Annotated in this window: 1 pseudogene (running past one end of the window); it reads left to right on the top strand. The window is 69.9% G+C overall.

The window, feature by feature from the left end:
- Position 1: 1 nt before the first annotated feature.
- Positions 2 to 20,234 (top strand): annotated as a pseudogene (locus BO221_RS12235) (non-ribosomal peptide synthase/polyketide synthase) (its annotated part continues 6,131 nt past the right edge of the window); the annotation flags it as partial.

Consider the following 20,234-nt stretch of genomic DNA (forward strand, 5'->3'; position numbering starts at 1 on the left):
AATGAGTGACGTCTACGACCGCCTCGCATCGCTCCCCCCCGAGAAGCGGGAGCTGCTGCTGCGTCAACTTCGTCAGAAGCAGGCCCAGGCCCCCAACAACGTCGTCCGGGCGGTCATCCCCCGCCGGCCACGCGACACGGATCTGCACCCGATGTCCTTCGCCCAGCAGCGCCTGTGGCTGCTGGACCAGTTGGATCCGAACAACGCCTTCTACAACGTCCCGGTGGCCATCCAGCTCACGGGGGCGCTGGACGTGACGACGCTGCGGCGGTGCTTCAACGAGCTGATCCGCCGTCACGAGTCGCTGCGCACCACGCTGCGCACGGAGCAGGGCCAGCCGGTGCAGGTCATCGCGCCCCAGGCGGAGTTCGACCTGGAGACGGTGGACCTGCGGGAGGTGCCCACCGCGCGGCACGAGGCCGAGGTGCGGCGGCTGGCCATCGAGGAGGCGCGCAAGCCGTTCGAGCTCCAGCGGGGCCCGCTGCTGCGCGCCCGCATGCTGCGGCTGGCCGAGCAGGACTTCGTGCTGCTGCTGACCATGCACCACGTCGTCTCGGACGGCTGGTCCATGGGCGTGCTCGTGCGCGAGATGGGCGCGCTCTACGCGACCTTCGTGCAGGGCAAGCCGTCGCCGCTGATGGAGCTGGCGGTGCAGTACGTGGACTACGCCTCCTGGCAGCGCGAGTGGCTGCGGGGCGACGTGCTGACGAAGCAGCTCGACTACTGGCGCAAGCAGCTCGAGGGCGCTCCGCAGGTGCTGGAGCTGCCCACGGACAAGCCGCGTCCGCCCCGGCCCTCCTTCAAGGGCGCCGGGTTCACGCGGATGCTGCCCAAGGGGCTCTCCGAGTCCATCAAGGCGCTGGCCCAGAAGGAGGGCGCCACGCCCTTCATGGTGCTGCTGTCCGCCTTCCAGGTGTTGATGTACCGCTACTCGGGGCAGAACGACTTCCTGCTGGGCTCGCCCATCGCCGGCCGCCACCGCGGGGATGTCGAGGGCCTCATCGGCTTCTTCGTCAACACGCTGGTGCTGCGCGCCCGCGTGTCGCCGCAGCAGAGCTTCCGCGAGCTGCTCGCCCAGGTGAAGGAGATGACCCTGGGGGCCTATGCCCACCAGGACGTGCCCTTCGAGCAGGTCGTCGAGGAGCTGAAGCCGGAGCGTGACCAGAGCCGCATGCCGCTCTTCCAGGTGCTGTTCGCCGTGCAGAACGCGCCGGTGCCGGAGCTGGCCCTGCCGGGGCTGAAGCTGAGCCCGCTGACGGTCGAGGGCGACACGTCCAAGTTCGACCTGACGGTCACCTTCACGGAGCGCGAGGCGGGCTTCTTCGGGGAGGTGGAGTACAGCACCGACCTGTACGAGGCGGCCACGGCCCAGCGCATGTTCGAGCAGCTGCAGATGCTGCTCGAGGCCATCGTCGCCGAGCCCACCCACAAGGTCCGTGACCTGCCGATCCAGAGCGCGGCGGAGCGGCAGCAGGTGCTGGTGGACTGGAATGCCACGCGCGTGGACTACCCGCGCGACGCCAGCATCCCCTCCCTCTTCGAGGCCCAGGCCGAGCGTACCCCGGACTCCATCGCCGTCGACTACCAGGGCCAGACGCTCACCTACCGCGAGCTCAACAAGCGGGCCAACCAGCTCGCCCACCACCTGCGCGCCTTCGGTGTCGGTCCCGAGTCTCGCGTCGGCCTGTGCCTGGAGCGCTCGCTCGAGCTCGTCGTCGGCATCCTCGGCATCCTCAAGGCCGGCGCCGCCTACGTCCCGCTCGACCCGTCCTATCCCGCCGACCGCCTGTCCTTCATGCTCCAGGACACGGGCGTCATGGTCATCGTCACCCAGGAGAGCCTGGCCGACGAGTTGCCCGCCCAGGGCGCTCTCTTCGTCTGCCTGGATGCCGACTGGGACCAGGTCTCCGTGCAGCCCGAGGACAACCTCGTGTCTGGCGTGACGGCCGAGAACGTGGCGTACGTCATGTACACCTCCGGCTCCACCGGCCGGCCCAAGGGCGTGTGCGTACCGCACAGGGGCGTGGTGCGCCTGGTGCAGGGCAGCTCCTTCATCGACATGGGCCCCCAGGAGGTCTTCCTCCAGCTGGCTCCCATCTCCTTCGACGCCTCCACGCTCGAGCTGTGGGGTGCGCTGCTTCACGGTGCGAAGCTGGTGGTCTACCCCGCTGGCACGCCCTCGCTGGATGAGTTGGGCGCCTCGCTGGTGCGCAATGGCATCACCACCCTGTGGCTGACAGCAGCGCTCTTCGAGCAGATGCAGGCCACCCAGCCCCAGGCCCTGCGCAGCGTGCGCCAGCTCCTGGCCGGTGGTGACGTGCTCCCTGTCGGCCGCGTCAAGGAGCGGCTCGCCCAGGGTGGAATCGTGGTCAATGGCTACGGCCCCACGGAAAACACCACCTTCACCTGCTGCTACCCCATGAGCGAGCTGGCTCAGGTGGGCCACTCCGTCTCCATCGGCAAGCCCATTGCCAGCACCCAGGTGTACCTCCTGGATGCTTCCATGCAGCCCGTCCCCGTGGGGATTGCCGGCGAGCTGTACACCGGTGGTGACGGCCTGGCCGTCGGCTACCTCAACCGTCCGGAGCTCACGGCAGAGAAGTTCGTCCCCAACCCCTTCAGCACCGAGCCGGGCGCCCGCCTGTACCGCACGGGTGACCTCGCCCGCTACCTGCCGGACGGCCGCATCGAGTTCTTCGGCCGCCGCGACGCGCAGGTGAAGGTCCGTGGCTTCCGCATCGAGCTGGGTGAAATCGAGTCCGTGCTCGCGCAGCACTCGCAGGTCCGCGAGACGGTGGTGGTGGTGCGTGAGGACGTCCCGGGCGACAAACGCCTGGTCGCGTACCTCGTCGCCAAGGACACCGCGCCCGATATCAGCGCGCTGCGCGCGTGGATGAAGGAGCGGCTGCCCGAGTACATGGTGCCTCCGGTCTACGTCGTGCTGGAGTCCCTGCCGCTCTCTCCCAACGGCAAGGTGGACCGCAAGGCCCTGCCCGCCCCGGACGGCGTCCGCTCGGACGAGGCGGTCTTCGAGGCCCCGCGCACCGAGACCGAGGTGAAGCTGGCGGAGATCTGGCGCTCGTTGCTGGGCCTGGAGCGCGTGGGTCTGCACGACGACTTCTTCGAGCTGGGCGGCCACTCGCTGCTGGCCACCCAGGTGGTGGTACGCGTCCGCGAGGCCTTCCAGGCCGACGTGCCCCTGCGCGACCTGTTCGACTCGCCCACGCTGATCCTGCTGGCCGAGCGCATCGACGCGTCCAAGGGAACCGGGCAGGAAGACCAGCCCCCCGCCATCACGCGCGTCTCGCGCGAGGGCGCCCTCCCGCTGTCCTTCGCCCAGCAGCGCCTGTGGTTCCTGGATCAGCTCCAGCCCGGCAGCTCCTTCTACAACGTGCCCATGGCCGTGAAGCTGGAGGGCTCGCTGGATGCCGCGGCCCTCGGGCACAGCCTCAACGCGCTGGTGCAGCGCCACGAGTCGCTGCGCACCACCTTCGCCACCCAGCAGGATCAGCCCGTGCAGTTCATCGCCCCGCACGGCTCGCTGCCGCTACAGGTGGTGGACCTGAGCGCCCTGCCCTCCGCCGAACGCGAGGCCGAGCTGCGCCGGCTCACCTCGCAGGACGCGCTGAAGCCCTTCGACCTCGGCCAGGGGCCCCTGCTGCGCGCCCTGCTGCTGCGGCTGGAGGCGGAGCAGCATGTGCTCCTGCTCACCGTGCACCACATCGTCTCGGACGGTTGGTCCATGGGCGTGATGGTGCGCGAGGTGGCCGCGTTCTACGAGGCCTTCACCCAAGGCCAGCCCTCGCCCCTGCCCGAGCTGCCCGTGCAGTACGCCGACTACGCGTCCTGGCAGCGCGGCTGGCTCCAGGGCGACGTGCTCGAGCAGCAGCTCGGCTGGTGGCGCCAGCAACTGGCGGATGCGCCGCGCGCGCTGGAACTGCCCACCGACAAGCCCCGGCCCGCGGTGCAGACGTACCGCGGCGCCATCTGCCGTACGCGGTTCCCGCTCGCCCTGTCGCAGTCCATCAAGGCGCTGGCCCAGGAGGAGGGCGCCACGCCCTTCATGGTGCTGCTGGCCGCCTTCCAGGTGCTGCTCTCGCGCTACTCGGGACAGGACGACATCAGCGTCGGCTCGCCCATCGCCGGCCGCAACCGCGGTGAGGTGGAGGGCCTCATCGGCTTCTTCGTCAACACCCTCGTCCTGCGCTCGCGCATCCCGTCCCAGAGCAGCTTCCGCGAGCTGCTCGCCCAGGTGAAGGAGATGACCCTGGGGGCATATGCCCACCAGGAAGTGCCCTTCGAGAAGCTCGTCGAGGAGCTCCAGCCCGAGCGCGACCTCAGCCGCCCGCCGCTCTTCCAGGTGCTGTTCGCCCTGCTGAACGCGCCCATGGCGGAGCTGGCCTCCCATGGGCTGAAGATGAGCCCGCTGGCGCTCGATGGCGACACGGCCAAGTACGATCTCTCGCTCGGCCTTCAGGAGACCGCCGAGGGCTTCGAGGGAGATCTCGAGTACAACACCGACCTGTTCGAGGCCTCCACGGCCCGGCGCATGCTCGAGCAGCTGCAAGTGCTGATGGAGGGCATCGTCTCCAACCCGGATCGCAAGCTCCGCGAGCTGCCCCTGCAGAGCGAGGCCGAGCGCCGCCAGCTGCTGGTGGACTGGAACGCCACCCGCGTGGACTACCCGCGCGACGCCAGCATCCCCTCCCTCTTCGAGGCCCAGGCCGAGCGCACCCCGGACTCCATCGCCATCGAGTACCAGGGCCAGACGCTCACCTACCGCGAGCTCAACAAGCGCTCCAACCAGCTCGCCCACCACCTGCGCGCCTTCGGCGTCGGTCCCGAGTCTCGCGTCGGCCTGTGCCTGGAGCGCTCGCTCGAGCTCGTCGTCGGCATCCTCGGCATCCTCAAGGCCGGTGGCGCCTACGTTCCGCTCGACCCCTCCTACCCCGCCGATCGCCTGTCCTTCATGCTCCAGGACACGGGCGTCAGGCTCATCGTCACCCAGAAGCACCTGAGCCATCAGCTGCCCGCCCAGGACTCGCGCTTCGTCTGCCTGGACACCGATTGGGGCCAGGTGCAGGTACGGCCGGAGAGCAATCCCTCCTCTGGCGTCAGCGCGGAGAATGTGGCGTACGTCATGTACACCTCCGGCTCCACCGGCCGGCCCAAGGGCGTGTGCGTGCCCCACCGGGGCGTGGTGCGCCTGGTGAAGGGCAGCTCCTTCATCGACATGGGCCCCCAGGAGGTCTTCCTCCAGCTGGCTCCCATCTCCTTCGACGCTTCCACCCTGGAGCTGTGGGGCGCCCTGCTGCACGGCGCCAGGCTCGTGGTGTACCCGGCTGGCACGCCCTCGCTGGATGAGCTGGGCGCCTCGCTGGTGCGCAACGGCATCACCACCCTGTGGCTGACCGCGGCCCTCTTCGAGCAGATGCAGGCCACCCAGCCCCAGGCCCTGCGCAGCGTGCGTCAGCTCCTGGCCGGTGGTGACGTGCTCCCTGTCGGCCGCGTCAAGGAGCACCTCTCCCAGGGTGGCCTGCTCGTCAACGGCTACGGTCCCACCGAGAACACCACCTTCACCTGCTGCTACCCCATGCGGGAGCCTTCGCAGGCCGGTTACTCCGTCTCCATCGGCAAGCCCATCGCCAGCACCCAGGTGTACCTCCTGGATGCTTCCATGCAGCCCGTCCCCGTGGGGATTGCCGGAGAGCTGTACACCGGTGGTGACGGCCTCGCCGTCGGCTACCTCAACCGTCCGGAGCTCACGGCAGAGAAGTTCGTGCCGCATCCGTTCAGCACCGAGCCCGGCGCCCGCCTGTACCGCACGGGTGACCTCGCCCGCTACCTGCCGGATGGCCGCATCGAATTCCTCGGCCGCCGCGACGCGCAGGTGAAGGTGCGTGGCTTCCGCATCGAGCTGGGCGAGATCGAGTCCGTGCTCGCGCAGCACTCGCAGGTCCGCGAGACGGTGGTGGTGGTGCGCGAGGACGTCCCGGGCGACAAGCGCCTGGTGGCCTACGTCACCGCCAAGGACTCCGCTCCCGACGCCACCGCCCTGCGTGCCTGGGTGAAGGAGCGGCTGCCCGAGTACATGGTTCCCGCCGCCTATGTGGCGCTGGAGACCCTGCCGCTCTCGCCCAACGGCAAGGTGGACCGCAAGGCCCTGCCCGTGCCGGATCAGGCACAGGCGAGCCAGGAGTACGTGGCGCCCCGCACCGAGACCGAGCAGCTCCTCGCCCAGCTCTGGGCCGAGGTGCTCCACGCTCCTCGCGTCGGCCTGCACGACAACTTCTTCGAGCTGGGCGGCCACTCGCTGCTGGCCACGCAGGTGCTCTCGCGCATCCGCGCCGCATTCCAGGTCGAGCTGCCCCTGCGTGCGCTCTTCGAGGCCAGTACCCTCGCCTCGCTGGCGCTGAAGGTCGACGAGGCCGTCCGGGCCGGCCAGGGCGTCCAGGCTCCCGCCCTCACCCGCGTCTCGCGTGAGGCGCACCTGCCCCTGTCCTTCGCCCAGCAGCGCCTGTGGTTCCTGGATCAGCTCCAGCCGGGCGGCTCCTTCTACAACGTGCCCACGGCCGTGAAGCTCGAAGGCGCGTTGGATGTCACGGCCCTCGAGCGCGCCCTCGACGAGCTGGTGCGGCGCCACGAGGCCCTGCGCACCACCTTCGCTACCCAGCAAGGCCAGCCCGCGCAGGTCATCGCCCCGCACGGCTCGCTGCCCCTGCAGGTGGTCGACCTGGGCTCGATGCCTTCCGCCGAGCGCGAGGCCGAGGTGCACCGGCTCACCACCGAGCACGCCATGCGGCCCTTCGACCTCGGCCAGGGCCCTCTCGTGCGCGCTCTGTTGCTGCGTCTGGAACAGCAGCAGCACGTGCTCATGCTCACGCTGCACCACATCATCTCCGATGGCTGGTCCATGGGTGTGCTGGTGCGTGAGGTGGGCGCGCTCTACGAGGCCTTCTCTCAGGGCCGGCCTTCGCCCCTGCCCGAGCTGCCCGTGCAGTACGCCGACTACTCCGCCTGGCAGCGCGGTTGGCTCCAGGGCGACGTCCTCGAGCAGCAGCTCGGCTGGTGGCGTCAGCAGCTGGCCGATGCGCCGCGTGTGCTGGAGCTGCCCACCGACAAGCCTCGTCCGCCCGTGCAGACCCACAGCGGCGCCACCTGCCTCACGCAGTTGCCGCTCTCCTTGTCCCAGGGCATCAAGACGCTCGCCCAGCGCGAAGGTGTCACGCCGTTCATGGTGATCCTGGCGGCCTTCCAGGTGCTGCTCTCGCGCAGCTCGGGCCAGCAGGACATCTCCGTGGGCTCACCCATCGCCGGCCGCAACCGCGGCGAGGTGGAGGGCCTCATCGGCTTCTTCGTCAACACCCTCGTCCTGCGCTCCACGCTCTCTCCCCAGCTCAGCTTCCGCGAGCTGCTCGCCCAGGTGCGTGAGACCACCCTGGGGGCCTACGCCCACCAGGAGGTCCCCTTCGAGAAGCTCGTCGAGGAGCTCCAGCCCGAGCGCGACCTCAGCCGCTCTCCTCTCTTCCAGGTCTCCTTCACCTACGAAAGCGCGCCCCAGTCGGAACTGGCACTGCCCGGCCTGACGCTGCGTCCGCTGCTGCTCGACAACACCACCTCCAAGTTCGACCTGTCCCTGGGTTTCCGTGAGACGGCCGAGGGCTTCACCAGTGAGTTGGCGTACAACACGGACCTGTTCGAGGACTCCACGGCCCAGCGCATGCTCGCCCAGCTGCAGGTGCTGCTCGAGGGCGCCGTGGCCCACCCGGAGCACCAGCTGCGCCATCTGCCGCTGATGAACACGGCGGAGCGGCAGCAGGTGCTGGTGGATTGGAACGCAACCCGCGTGGACTACCCGCGCGACGCCAGCATTCCCTCCCTCTTCGAGGCCCAGGCCGAGCGCACCCCGGACTCCATCGCCGTCGACTACCAGGGCCAGACGCTCACCTACCGGGAGCTGAACAAGCGGGCCAACCAGCTCGCCCGCCACCTGCGTGCCTTCGGTGTCGGTCCCGAGTCTCGCGTCGGCCTGTGCCTGGAACGCTCGCTGGAGCTCGTCGTCGGCATCCTCGGCATCCTCAAGGCCGGCGCCGCCTACGTCCCGCTCGACCCCTCCTACCCCGCCGATCGCCTGTCCTTCATGCTCCAGGACACGGGCGTCATGGTCATCGTCACCCAGGAGAGCCTGGCCGACGAGCTGCCCGCCCAGGGCGCGCTCTTCGTCTGCCTGGATGCCGATTGGGACCAGGTCTCCGTGCAGCCCGAGGACAACGTCTCCTCCGGTGTCACCGCCGAGAACGTGGCGTACGTCATGTACACCTCCGGCTCCACCGGCCGGCCCAAGGGTGTCTGCGTGCCGCACAGGGGCGTGGTGCGCCTGGTGAAGGGCAGTACCTTCATCGACATGGGCCCCCAGGAGGTCTTCCTCCAGCTGGCTCCCATCTCCTTCGACGCTTCCACCCTGGAGCTGTGGGGCGCCCTGCTGCACGGCGCCAGGCTCGTGGTGTACCCCGCTGGCACGCCCTCGCTGGATGAGTTGGGCGCCTCGCTGGTGCGCAATGGCATCACCACCCTGTGGCTGACCGCCGCCCTCTTCGAGCAGATGCAGGCCACCCAGCCCCAGGCCCTGCGCAACGTGCGTCAGCTCCTGGCCGGTGGTGACGTTCTCCCTGTCGGTCGCGTCAAGGAGCGGCTCGCTCAGGGTGGAATCGTGGTCAACGGCTACGGCCCCACCGAGAACACCACCTTCACCTGCTGCTACCCCATGAGCGAGCTGGCGCAGGTGGGCCACTCCGTCTCCATCGGCAAGCCCATTGCCAGCACCCAGGTGTACCTCCTGGATGCGTCCATGCAGCCCGTCCCCGTGGGCGTCATGGGGGAGCTGTACACGGGCGGTGACGGCCTCGCCGTCGGCTACCTCAACCGTCCGGAGCTCACGGCCGAGAAGTTCGTCCCCAACCCCTTCAGCACCGAGCCCGGTGCCCGCCTGTACCGCACGGGTGACCTCGCTCGCTACCTGCCGGATGGCCGCATCGAGTTCTTCGGCCGCCGCGACGCCCAGGTGAAGGTGCGTGGCTTCCGCATCGAGCTGGGTGAAATCGAGTCCGTGCTCGCGCAGCACTCCCAGGTGCGTGAGGCCGTGGTGGTGGTGCGTGAGGACGTCCCGGGCGACAAGCGCCTGGTGGCCTACGTCACCGCCAAGGACTCCGCTCCCGATGCCACCGCCCTGCGCGCGTGGATGAAGGAGCGGCTGCCCGAGTACATGGTGCCTCCGGCCTACGTGGTGCTGGAGTCCCTGCCCCTCTCTCCCAACGGCAAGGTGGACCGCAAGGCCCTGCCCACCCCGGACGCCGCTCGCTCGGACGACACCTCCTTCGAGGCCCCTCGCACCGACACCGAGGTGAAGCTGGCCGAAATCTGGCGCTCGTTGCTGGGCCTGGAGCGCGTGGGCCTCAACGACGACTTCTTCGAGCTGGGCGGACACTCGCTGCTCGCCACCCAGGTGGTGGTGCGCGTCCGCGAGGCCCTCCAGGTCGACCTGCCCCTGCGTGAGCTGTTCGACTCGCCCACTCTCACCGGCCTCTCCTCGCGTATCGACGCGTCCAAGGGGACCGCACAGCAAACGCAGGCCCCCGCCATCACGCGCGTTTCGCGCGAAGGCGCCCTCCCGCTGTCCTTCGCTCAGCAGCGCCTGTGGCTCCTGGATCAGCTCCAGCCCGGCAGTTCCTTCTACAATGTGCCCTTCCTGGTGCGGCTGGACGGGCAGCTCGACGTCGCCGCCCTGCGGAACAGCTTCGAGGCGCTGGTGCAGCGCCATGAGTCGCTGCGCACCACCTTCGCCACCCAGCAGGGCCAGCCGGTGCAGGTCATCGCCCCCTCGGGCAGCCCGCTCTTACAGGTGGTGGATCTGCTGTCCCTGCCGGCCTCGGAGCGTGAGGCCGAAATGCAGCGGCTGGCGATGGCCGAATCGCTGAAGCCCTTCGACCTCGGCCAGGGGCCTCTGCTGCGCGTCCTGCTGCTGCGGCAGGAGGAGCAGTCGCACGTGCTGCTGCTGACCATGCACCACATCGTCTCGGACGGTTGGTCCATGGGCGTGCTGGTGCGCGAGATGGCCGCGCTCTACGAGGCCTTCTCCCAGGGCCAGCCCTCGCCCCTGCCCGAGCTGCCCGTGCAGTACGCCGACTACGCGTCCTGGCAGCGCTGCTGGCTCCAGGGCGACGTGCTCGAGCAGCAGCTCGGCTGGTGGCGCCAGCAACTGGCGGATGCGCCGCGCGTGCTGGAACTGCCCACCGACAAGCCCCGTCCGGCCGTACAGACGTACCGCGGTGCCACCTGCCTCATGCAGCTGCCGCGGCCCCTGTCCCAGGCCCTCAAGGCCCTCGGACAGGAGGAGGGCGCCACGCCCTTCATGGTGCTGCTGGCCGCCTTCCAGGTGCTGCTCTCGCGCTACTCGGGACAGGACGACATCAGCGTCGGCTCGCCCATCGCCGGCCGCAACCGCGGCGAGGTGGAAGGCCTCATCGGCTTCTTCGTCAACACCCTCGTCCTGCGCTCGCGCATCCCGTCCCAGCTCAGCTTCCGCGAGCTGCTCGCCCAGGTGAAGGAGACGACGCTGGGGGCGTATGCCCACCAGGAAGTGCCCTTCGAGAAGCTCGTCGAGGAGCTCCAACCCGAGCGCGACCAGAGCCGCTCGCCGCTCTTCCAGGTGATGTTCTCCGTGCTCAACGCACCCATGCCGGAGCAGTCCCTGCCCGGCCTGACGCTGCGTCCGCTGCCGCTCGATGGCGACACGGCCAAGTTCGACCTCTCGCTCGGCCTCCAGGAGAACGCCGAGGGCTTCGCGGGAGCGCTGGAGTACAACACCGACCTGTTCGAGGCCTCCACGGCCCGGCGCATGCTCGAGCAGTTGCAGATGCTGCTGGAGGGCATCGTCTCCGCCCCGGATCGCCGGCTCCGGGAGCTGTCGCTGCTCGGCGCCACGGAGCGTCAGCAGGTGCTGGTGGATTGGAACCAAACCCGCACGGACTTCCCGCGCCAGCGGAGCATCCACCAGCTCTTCGAGGAGCGGGTCCTCCGCCATCCCGAGGCGGTTGCCCTCGAGTTCGGCGACACCCTGCTCAGCTACCGCGAGCTCGACACGCGCGCCAACCAGCTGGCCCACGTGCTGGCGGCCAGGGGTGTGCGCCCGGGTGACCTCGTGGGCATCTGCGTCGAGCGCTCCGCGGACCTCGTCGTCGGTCTGCTCGGCATCCTCAAGGCCGGTGGCGCCTACGTCCCGCTCGACCCCTCGTATCCGCAACAACGGCTGGCCTTCATGCTGGAGGATACGCAGGCTCGTGCCGTCGTGGCCCAGCGCCACCTCGTGGCGTCCCTGCCGCTCGGCGACCGCGCCGTGGTGTGCCTCGATGCGGAGTCGCACCTCATCGGTCAGCAGCCCACGCAGCCGCTCTCGCGGTCCGTCGACTCGATGCTGGCCGCGTACGTCATCTACACCTCCGGCTCCACGGGCCGGCCCAAGGGCGTGTGCGTCCCGCATCAGGCCGTCGTGCGCCTGGTGCGTGACACCAACTTCATCGAGCTGAAGGAGACCGACCGGGTGGGGCAGGCGTCCAACGCCTCCTTCGACGCGGCCACCTTCGAGCTGTGGGGCGCGCTGCTCAACGGCGCCCGGGTGGTGGGCGTCCCCAAGGACATCGCCCTCGAGGCCCGCGCCCTGGGCGAGCACCTGGAGCGCACCCGCATCAACGTGCTGTTCGTCACCACCGCGCTCTTCAACCAGGTGGCCCGCGAGCGGCCCGAGTCCTTCTCGGGCCTGCGGCAGCTGCACTTCGGGGGTGAGGCCTCCGACCCCAAGTGGGTGCGCGAGGTCCTTCAGAAGGGCGCGCCGGGCAAGCTGCTGCACGTGTACGGCCCCACCGAGAGCACCACCTTCGCCACCTGGTACCACGTGGAGCAGGTGGGACCGAACGTGACGACCGTGCCCATTGGTGGCGCGCTGTCCAACACCACGCTCTACGTGCTCGACCGCAACGGGCTGCCGGCGCCCGTGGGCGTGCCGGGTGAGCTGTACATCGGCGGCGAGGGCCTCGCCTGGGGCTACCTGCACCGCCCCGAGCTGACGGCCGAGAAGTTCGTCCCCCACCCCTTCAGCACCGAGCTGGGCGCCCGCCTGTACCGCACCGGCGACGTGGTGCGCTGGCTGCCCGGCGGCAACCTCGAGTTCGTGGGCCGCGTGGACGCGCAGGTGAAGGTGCGTGGCTTCCGCATCGAGCTGGGCGAAGTCGAGTCCGCGCTCGTGGGCTACCCCGGCGTGGGCGAGGCCGTGGTGATGGTGCGCGAGGACTCCCCGGGCGACAAACGCCTGGTGGGCTACGTGGTGGCGCGCGAGGGCCAGGGCCTCGAGGTGGGCGAGCTCAAGAGCTACCTCAAGGACAAGCTGCCGGACTACATGGTCCCGGCCGCGCTGGTGAAGCTCGACAAGCTGCCGCTCAATCCCAACGGCAAGGTGGACCGCAAGGCCCTGCCCGTGCCGGATCAGGCACAGGCGAGCCAGGAGTACGTGGCGCCTCGCACCGAGACCGAGCGGCTCCTCGCCCAGCTCTGGGCCGAGGTGCTCCACGTTTCTCGCGTGGGCATTCACGACAACTTCTTCGACATGGGTGGCCACTCGCTGCTGGCCACGCAGGTGCTCTCGCGCATCCGCGCCGCCTTCCAGGTCGAGCTGCCCCTGCGTGCGCTCTTCGAGGCCAGCACCCTCGCCTCACTGGCGCTGAAGGTCGACGAGGCCGTCCGGGCCGGCCAGGGCGTCCAGGCTCCCGCCCTCACCCGCGTCTCGCGTGAGGCGCACCTGCCCCTGTCCTTCGCCCAGCAGCGTCTGTGGTTCCTGGATCAGCTCCAGCCGGGCGGCTCCTTCTACAACGTGCCCATGGCCGTGAAGCTCGAAGGCACGCTGGATGCCACGGCCCTCGAGCGCGCCCTCGACGAGCTGGTACGGCGCCACGAGGCCCTGCGCACCACCTTCGCCACCCAGCAAGGCCAGCCCGCGCAGGTCATCGCCCCACACGGCTCGCTGCCCCTGCAACAGGTCGATCTGCGGACCCTGCCCTCCGCCGAGCGTGAGGCCGAGGTGCGCCGGCTCACCACCGAGCACGCCATGCGGCCCTTCGACCTCGGCCAGGGCCCCCTCGTGCGCGCTCTGTTGCTGCGTCTGGAGCAGCAGCAGCACGTGCTCATGCTCACGCTGCACCACATCATCTCCGATGGCTGGTCCATGGGCGTGCTGGTGCGTGAAGTGGGCGCGCTCTACGAGGCCTTCTCCCAGGGGCGGCCCTCTCCCCTGCCCGAGCTGCCCGTGCAGTACGCCGACTACTCCGCCTGGCAGCGCGGCTGGCTCCAGGGCGACGTCCTCGAGCAGCAGCTCGGCTGGTGGCGTCAACAGCTGGCCGATGCGCCGCGTGTGCTGGAGCTGCCCACCGACAAGCCTCGTCCGCCCGTGCAGACGTATCGCGGCGCCACCTGCCTCACGCAGTTGCCGCTGCCCCTGTCCCAGAGCATCAAGGCGTTCGCCCAGAAGGAGGGCGCCACGCCGTTCATGGTGATCCTGGCGGCCTTCCAGGTGCTGCTCTCGCGCAGCTCGGGCCAGCAGGACATCTCCGTCGGCTCGCCCATCGCCGGCCGCAACCGCGGCGAGGTGGAGGGCCTCATCGGCTTCTTCGTCAACACGCTGGTGCTGCGCGCCCGCGTGTCGCCGCAGCAGAGCTTCCGCGAGCTGCTCGCCCAGGTGCGTGAGACCACCCTGGGGGCCTACGCCCACCAGGAGGTCCCCTTCGAGAAGCTCGTCGAGGAGCTCCAGCCCGAGCGCGACCTCAGCCGCTCTCCCCTCTTCCAGGTCTCATTCACCTTCGAGAACACGCCCCAGTCGGAACTGGCGCTGCCTGGCCTGACGCTGCGTTCGCTGCTGCTCGACAACACCACGTCCAAGTTCGACCTGTCGCTGGGCTTCCAGGAGACGGCCGAGGGCTTCGCGGGTGAGTTGGCGTACAACATCGACCTGTACGAGGCCTCCACGGCCCAGCGCATGCTCGCCCAGCTACAGGTGCTGCTCGAGGGCGCCGTGGCCCACCCGGAGCACCAGCTGCGTCATCTGCCGCTGATGAGCACGGCGGAGCGGCGGCAGCTGCTGGTGGATTGGAATGCCACGCGCGTGGACTACCCGCGCGATGCCAGCATCCCCTCCCTCTTCGAGGCCCAGGCCGAGCGCACCCCGGACTCCATCGCCATCGAGTACCAGGGCCAGACGCTTACCTACCGGGAGCTGAACAAGCGGGCCAACCAGCTCGCCCACCACCTGCGCGCCTTCGGCGTCGGTCCCGAGTCTCGCGTCGGCCTGTGCCTGGAGCGCTCGCTCGAGCTCATCGTCGGCATCCTCGGCATCCTCAAGGCCGGCGCCGCCTACGTCCCGCTCGACCCCTCCTACCCCGCCGACCGCCTGTCCTTCATGCTCCAGGACACCGGCGTCATGGTCATCGTCACCCAGGAGAGCCTGGCCGATGAGCTGCCTGCCCAGGGCGCTCTCTTCGTCTGCCTGGATGCCGATTGGGACCAGGTCTCCGTGCAGCCCGAGGACAACGTCGCCTCCGGTGTCACCGCCGAGAACGTGGCGTACGTCATGTACACCTCCGGCTCCACCGGCCGGCCCAAGGGCGTGTGCGTGCCCCACCGGGGCGTGGTGCGCCTGGTGAAGGGCAGTTCCTTCATCGACATGGGCCCCCAGGAGGTCTTCCTCCAGCTGGCCCCCATCTCCTTCGACGCCTCCACGCTCGAGCTGTGGGGTGCCCTGCTTCACGGTGCGAAGCTCGTGGTGTACCCGGCTGGCACGCCCTCGCTGGATGAGCTGGGCACCTCGCTGGTGCGCAACGGCATCACCACCCTGTGGCTGACCGCGGCCCTCTTCGAGCAGATGCAGGCCACCCAGCCCCAGGCCCTGCGCAGCGTGCGCCAACTCCTGGCCGGTGGTGACGTGCTCCCTGTCGGCCGCGTCAAGGAGCGGCTCGCTCAGGGCGGAATCGTGGTCAATGGCTACGGCCCCACCGAGAACACCACCTTCACCTGCTGCTACCCCATGCGGGAGGCTTCGCAGGTCGGTTACTCCGTCTCCATCGGCAAGCCCATCGCCAGCACCCAGGTGTACCTCCTGGATGCTTCCATGCAGCCCGTCCCCGTGGGGATTGCCGGCGAGCTGTACACCGGTGGTGACGGCCTGGCCGTCGGCTACCTCAACCGTCCGGAGCTCACGGCCGAGAAGTTCGTCCCCAACCCCTTCAGCACCGAGCCCGGCGCCCGCCTGTACCGCACGGGTGACCTCGCTCGCTACCTGCCGGACGGCCGCATCGAGTTCTTCGGCCGCCGCGACGCCCAGGTGAAGGTGCGTGGCTTCCGCATCGAGCTGGGTGAAATCGAGACCGTGCTCACCCAGCACTCCCAGGTGCGTGAGGCCGTGGTGGTGGTGCGCGAGGACGTCCCGGGCGACAAGCGCCTGGTGGCCTACGTCACCGCCAAGGACGCCTCTCCCGACGCCACCGCCCTGCGCGCGTGGATGAAGGAGCGGCTGCCCGAGTACATGGTGCCTCCGGCCTACGTCGTGCTGGAGTCCCTGCCGCTCTCGCCCAACGGCAAGGTGGACCGCAAGGCCCTGCCCACCCCGGACGCCGCTCGCTCGGACGACACCTCCTTCGAGGCCCCTCGCACCGACACCGAGGTGAAGCTGGCCGAAATCTGGCGCTCGCTGCTGGGCCTGGAGCGCGTGGGCCTCAACGACGACTTCTTCGAGCTGGGTGGCCACTCGCTGCTCGCCACCCAGGTGGTGGTGCGCATCCGAGAGGCCCTCCAGGTGGACCTGCCCCTGCGTGAGCTGTTCGACTCGCCCACGCTCACCGGCCTCTCCTCGCGCATCGACTCCCTGCGCGGGACGAGCCCCGTGTCCGAGGCGCCAGCGCTGACGCGGGTGTCACGCGAGGGAGCCCTCCCGCTGTCCTTCGCTCAGCAGCGCCTGTGGTTCCTGGATCAGCTCCAGCCCGGCAGCTCCTTCTACAACATCCCCCTCCTGGTGCGGCTGGACGGGCAGCTCGACGTCACCGCCCTGCGGCGCAGCTTCGAGGAGCTGGTGCAGCGTCACGAGTCGCTGCGCACCGTGTTCCGCGAGGACCAGGGCCAGCCGGTGCAGCTCATCTCCCCCAAGGGCACCCTGCCCCTGGAGGTGGTGGATCTGCTGTCCCTGCCAGTCTCGGAGCGTGAGGCCGAGATGCGCCGGCGGGTGATGGCCGAGTCGATGAAGCCCTTCGACCTCGGCCAGGGGCCCCTGCTGCGCGTGCTCCTGCTTCGGCAGGAGGAGCAGTCGCACGTGCTGCTGCTCAACATGCACCACATCGTCTCGGACGGCTGGTCCATGGGCGTGCTCGTGCGCGAGATGGCCGCGCTCTACGAGGCCTTCTCCCAGGGCCAGCCCTCGCCTCTGCCGGAGCTGCCAGTGCAGTACGCCGACTACGCGGCGTGGCAGCGCGGCTGGCTCCAGGGCGACGTCCTCGAGCAGCAGCTCGGCTGGTGGCGCCAGCAGCTGGCGGATGCGCCGCGCGTGCTGGACCTGCCCACCGACAAGCCCCGTCCGGCCGTGCAGACCTTCCGTGGCGCCGTCAGCTTCGTACAGCTGCCGCGGCCCCTGTCCCAGGCCCTCAAGGCCCTCGGGCAGGAGGAGAGCGCCACGCCCTTCATGGTGCTGCTGGCCGCCTTCCAGGTGCTGCTCTCGCGCTACTCGGGCCAGTACGACATCTCCGTGGGCTCGGCCATCGCGGGCCGTCACCGGGGGGGCGTGGATGGCCTCATCGGCTTCTTCGTCAACACCCTGGTCATGCGCACCCGCCTCTCGTCCCGGCTCAGCTTCCGCGAGCTGCTGGCGCGCGTGAGGGAGACGACGCTGGGCGCCTATGCCCACCAGGACGTGCCCTTCGAGAAGCTCGTCGAGGAACTCCAGCCCGAGCGCGACCTCAGCCGCTCTCCTCTCTTCCAGGTCTCCTTCGCCGTGCTGAACACTCCGATGCCGGAGCTGTCCACGCAGGGGCTGAGGATGAGCCCGCTGACGCTCGAGGGTGAAACGGCCACGGCCAAGTACGACCTCACCCTGGGCCTCCAGGACACCGCCGAGGGCTTCGCCGGAGCGCTGGAGTACAACACCGATCTGTTCGAGGCCTCCACCATCCAGCGCATGCTGGGACACCTGCAGGTGTTGATGGAGGGCATCGCCGCCGCACCGGACCGCCAGCTCCAGGAGCTGTCGCTGCTCAGCGCGGCGGAGCGCCAGCGGGTGCTGGTGGAGTGGAACCAGACGCGCACGGAGTTCCCGCGCCAGCACAGCGTTCCCCAGCTCTTCGCGGAGCGGGTCCTCCTCCACCCCGAGACGGTCGCCTTGGAGTTCGGCGAGACGCGGCTCACCTACCGCGAGCTCGACGCACGCTCCAACCAGCTCGCCCGCTTCCTGGCCTCCCAGGGCGTGCGCTCCGGCGACCTCGTCTGCATCAGCGTCGAGCGCTCCGCGGACCTCGTCGCCGGTCTGCTCGGCATCCTCAAGGCCGGCGCCGCCTACGTCCCGCTCGATCCCGCCTACCCCCAGCAGCGCCTGGCCTTCATGCTCGAGGACACCCGGGCCCGCGTCGTGGTGACGCAGCGACACCTCGTGGCGTCGCTGCCCCTGGGCGAGCGCGCCGTGGTGTGCCTGGACGAGGACTGGGGTGTCATCGGCCAGCAGCCTTCCGGGCCGCTCTCCCTGTCCATCGACTCGATGCAGGCCGCGTACGTCATCTACACCTCCGGCTCCACGGGCCGGCCCAAGGGCGTGTGCGTCCCGCACCAGGCCATCGTGCGCCTGGTGCGCAACACCAACTACACCCAGATCGAGGCGAGCGACCGGGTGGGGCAGACCATCAATGCCTCGTTCGACCCGGCCACCCTGGAGGTGTGGGGTTCGCTGCTCAATGGTGCCCGGCTGATCGGTGTGCCGCGGGAAGTCATCCTGCAGCCCCGGGTCATGGGCGAGTACCTGGAGCGCCAGCGCATCAACGTGCTGGTCACCACCACGGCCATCTTCAACCAGATGGCCCTGGAGCGGCCCGAGTCCTTCTCGGGCCTGCGGTTCGTCTCCGTGGGCGGCGAGGCCATGGACCCGCAGTGGGCGCGCGAGGTGCTGCGCAAGGGGGCACCGGGTGTGCTGCTCAATGCGTATGGCCCCACCGAGAGCACCACCATCGCCAGCGCGTACCGGGTGGGCCAGCTCCCCCCGGGCATGACGAACGTGCCCATTGGTGGAGCGCTGTCCAACACGACGCTGTACGTGCTCGACCGCGACGGGCAGCCGGTGCCCGCGGGCGTGCCGGGTGAGCTGTACATCGGTGGCGAGGGCCTGGCGTGGGGCTACCTGCACCGCCCGGACCTGACGGCGGAGCGGTTCGTCCCGCACCCGTTCAGCACCGGGCCCGGAGAGCGGCTCTACCGCACGGGTGACCTCGTGCGCTGGCTGCCCGAGGGCCACCTCGAGTTCATCGGCCGGGTGGACGCGCAGGTGAAGGTGCGCGGCTTCCGCATCGAGCTGGGCGAGGTGGAGTCGGCGCTGCTGGGCTACCCGGGCGTGGGCGAGGCCGTGGTGCTCGTGCGCGAGGACTCCCCGGGCGACAAGCGCCTGGTGGGCTACGTGGCGCCTCGCGAGGGCCAGGGCCTCGAGGTGACGGCGCTGAAGGCCTGGCTCAAGGAGAAGCTGCCGGACTACATGGTGCCGGGCGCGCTGCTGAAGCTGGAGCGCCTGCCGCTCACCCCCAACGGCAAGGTGGACCGCAAGGCCCTGCCCATGCCGGATCGGGTGGAGACGGGCCAGGAGTACGTGGCCCCGCGCAACGAGACCGAGCGGCTCCTCGCCCAGCTCTGGGCCGAGGTGCTCCGCGTGTCCCGCATCGGTCTGCACGACAACTTCTTCGAGCTGGGCGGCCACTCGCTTCTGGCCACGCAGGTGCTCTCGCGCATCCGCTCCGCCTTCCAGGTGGACCTGCCGCTGCGCGTGCTCTTCGAGGCCACCACGCTCGCCACGCTGGCATTGAAGGTCGACGAGGCCATCCGGGCCGGCCAGGGTCTCCACGCTCCCGCCATCACGCGCGTCTCGCGTGAGGGGAGCCTGCCCCTGTCCTTCGCCCAGCAGCGTCTGTGGTTCCTGGATCAGCTCGAGCCGGGCGGCGCCTTCTACAACATGCCCACGGCCGTGAAGCTGGAGGGCGTGCTGGACGTCGCGGCCCTCGAGCGCGCGCTGTCCGAGCTGGTGCGGCGCCACGAGTCGCTGCGCACCACCTTCGCCACCCACGAGGGTCAGCCCGTGCAGGTCATCGCCCCGCACGGCGCGCGAGCCCTGGAGGTGGTGGACCTGAGCGCCGTGCCCGCCTCCGAGCGTGAGGCCGAGGTGCGGAGGCTCAGCACCGAGAGCGCCATGCGGCCCTTCGACCTCGGCCGTGGGCCCCTGTTGCGCTCCCTGCTGGTACGGCTGGCGGAGCAGGAGCATGTGCTCGTGGTCACGCTGCACCACATCGTCTCGGACGGCTGGTCCATGGGCGTGCTGGTGGGCGAGGTGGGCGCGCTCTACCAGGCGTTCACCCAGGGCCAGCCCTCGCCCCTGCCGGAGCTGCCCGTGCAGTACGCCGACTACGCGGCGTGGCAGCGCGGCTGGCTCCAGGGCGACGTCCTCGAGCAGCAGCTCGGCTGGTGGCGCCAGCAGCTGGCGGATGCGCCGCGCGCGCTGGAGCTGCCCACCGACAGGCCCCGTCCGCCCGTGCAGACGCACCGCGGTGCGACCTCCAGCGTGCAGCTGCCGCTCCCGCTGTCCCAGGGCCTCAAGGCGCTGGCCCAGCGGGAGGGTGCCACGCCCTTCATGGTGCTGCTGGCGGCCTTCCAGGTGCTGCTCTCGCGCTACTCCGGGCAGGACGACATCAGCGTCGGCTCGCCCATCGCCGGCCGCAACCGCGGTGAGGTGGAGGGCCTCATCGGCTTCTTCATCAACACCCTCGTCCTGCGCTCCAGACTCTCGCCCCAGCAGAGCTTCCGCGAGCTGCTGGCGCGCGTGAGGGAGACGACCCTGGGGGCGTACGCGCACCAGGAGGTGCCCTTCGAGAAGCTCGTCGAGGAGCTCCAGCCCGAGCGCGACCTCAGCC

Source organism: Archangium sp. Cb G35, assembly GCF_001896145.1.
In the GTDB taxonomy this organism is placed as follows: domain Bacteria; phylum Myxococcota; class Myxococcia; order Myxococcales; family Myxococcaceae; genus Archangium; species Archangium violaceum.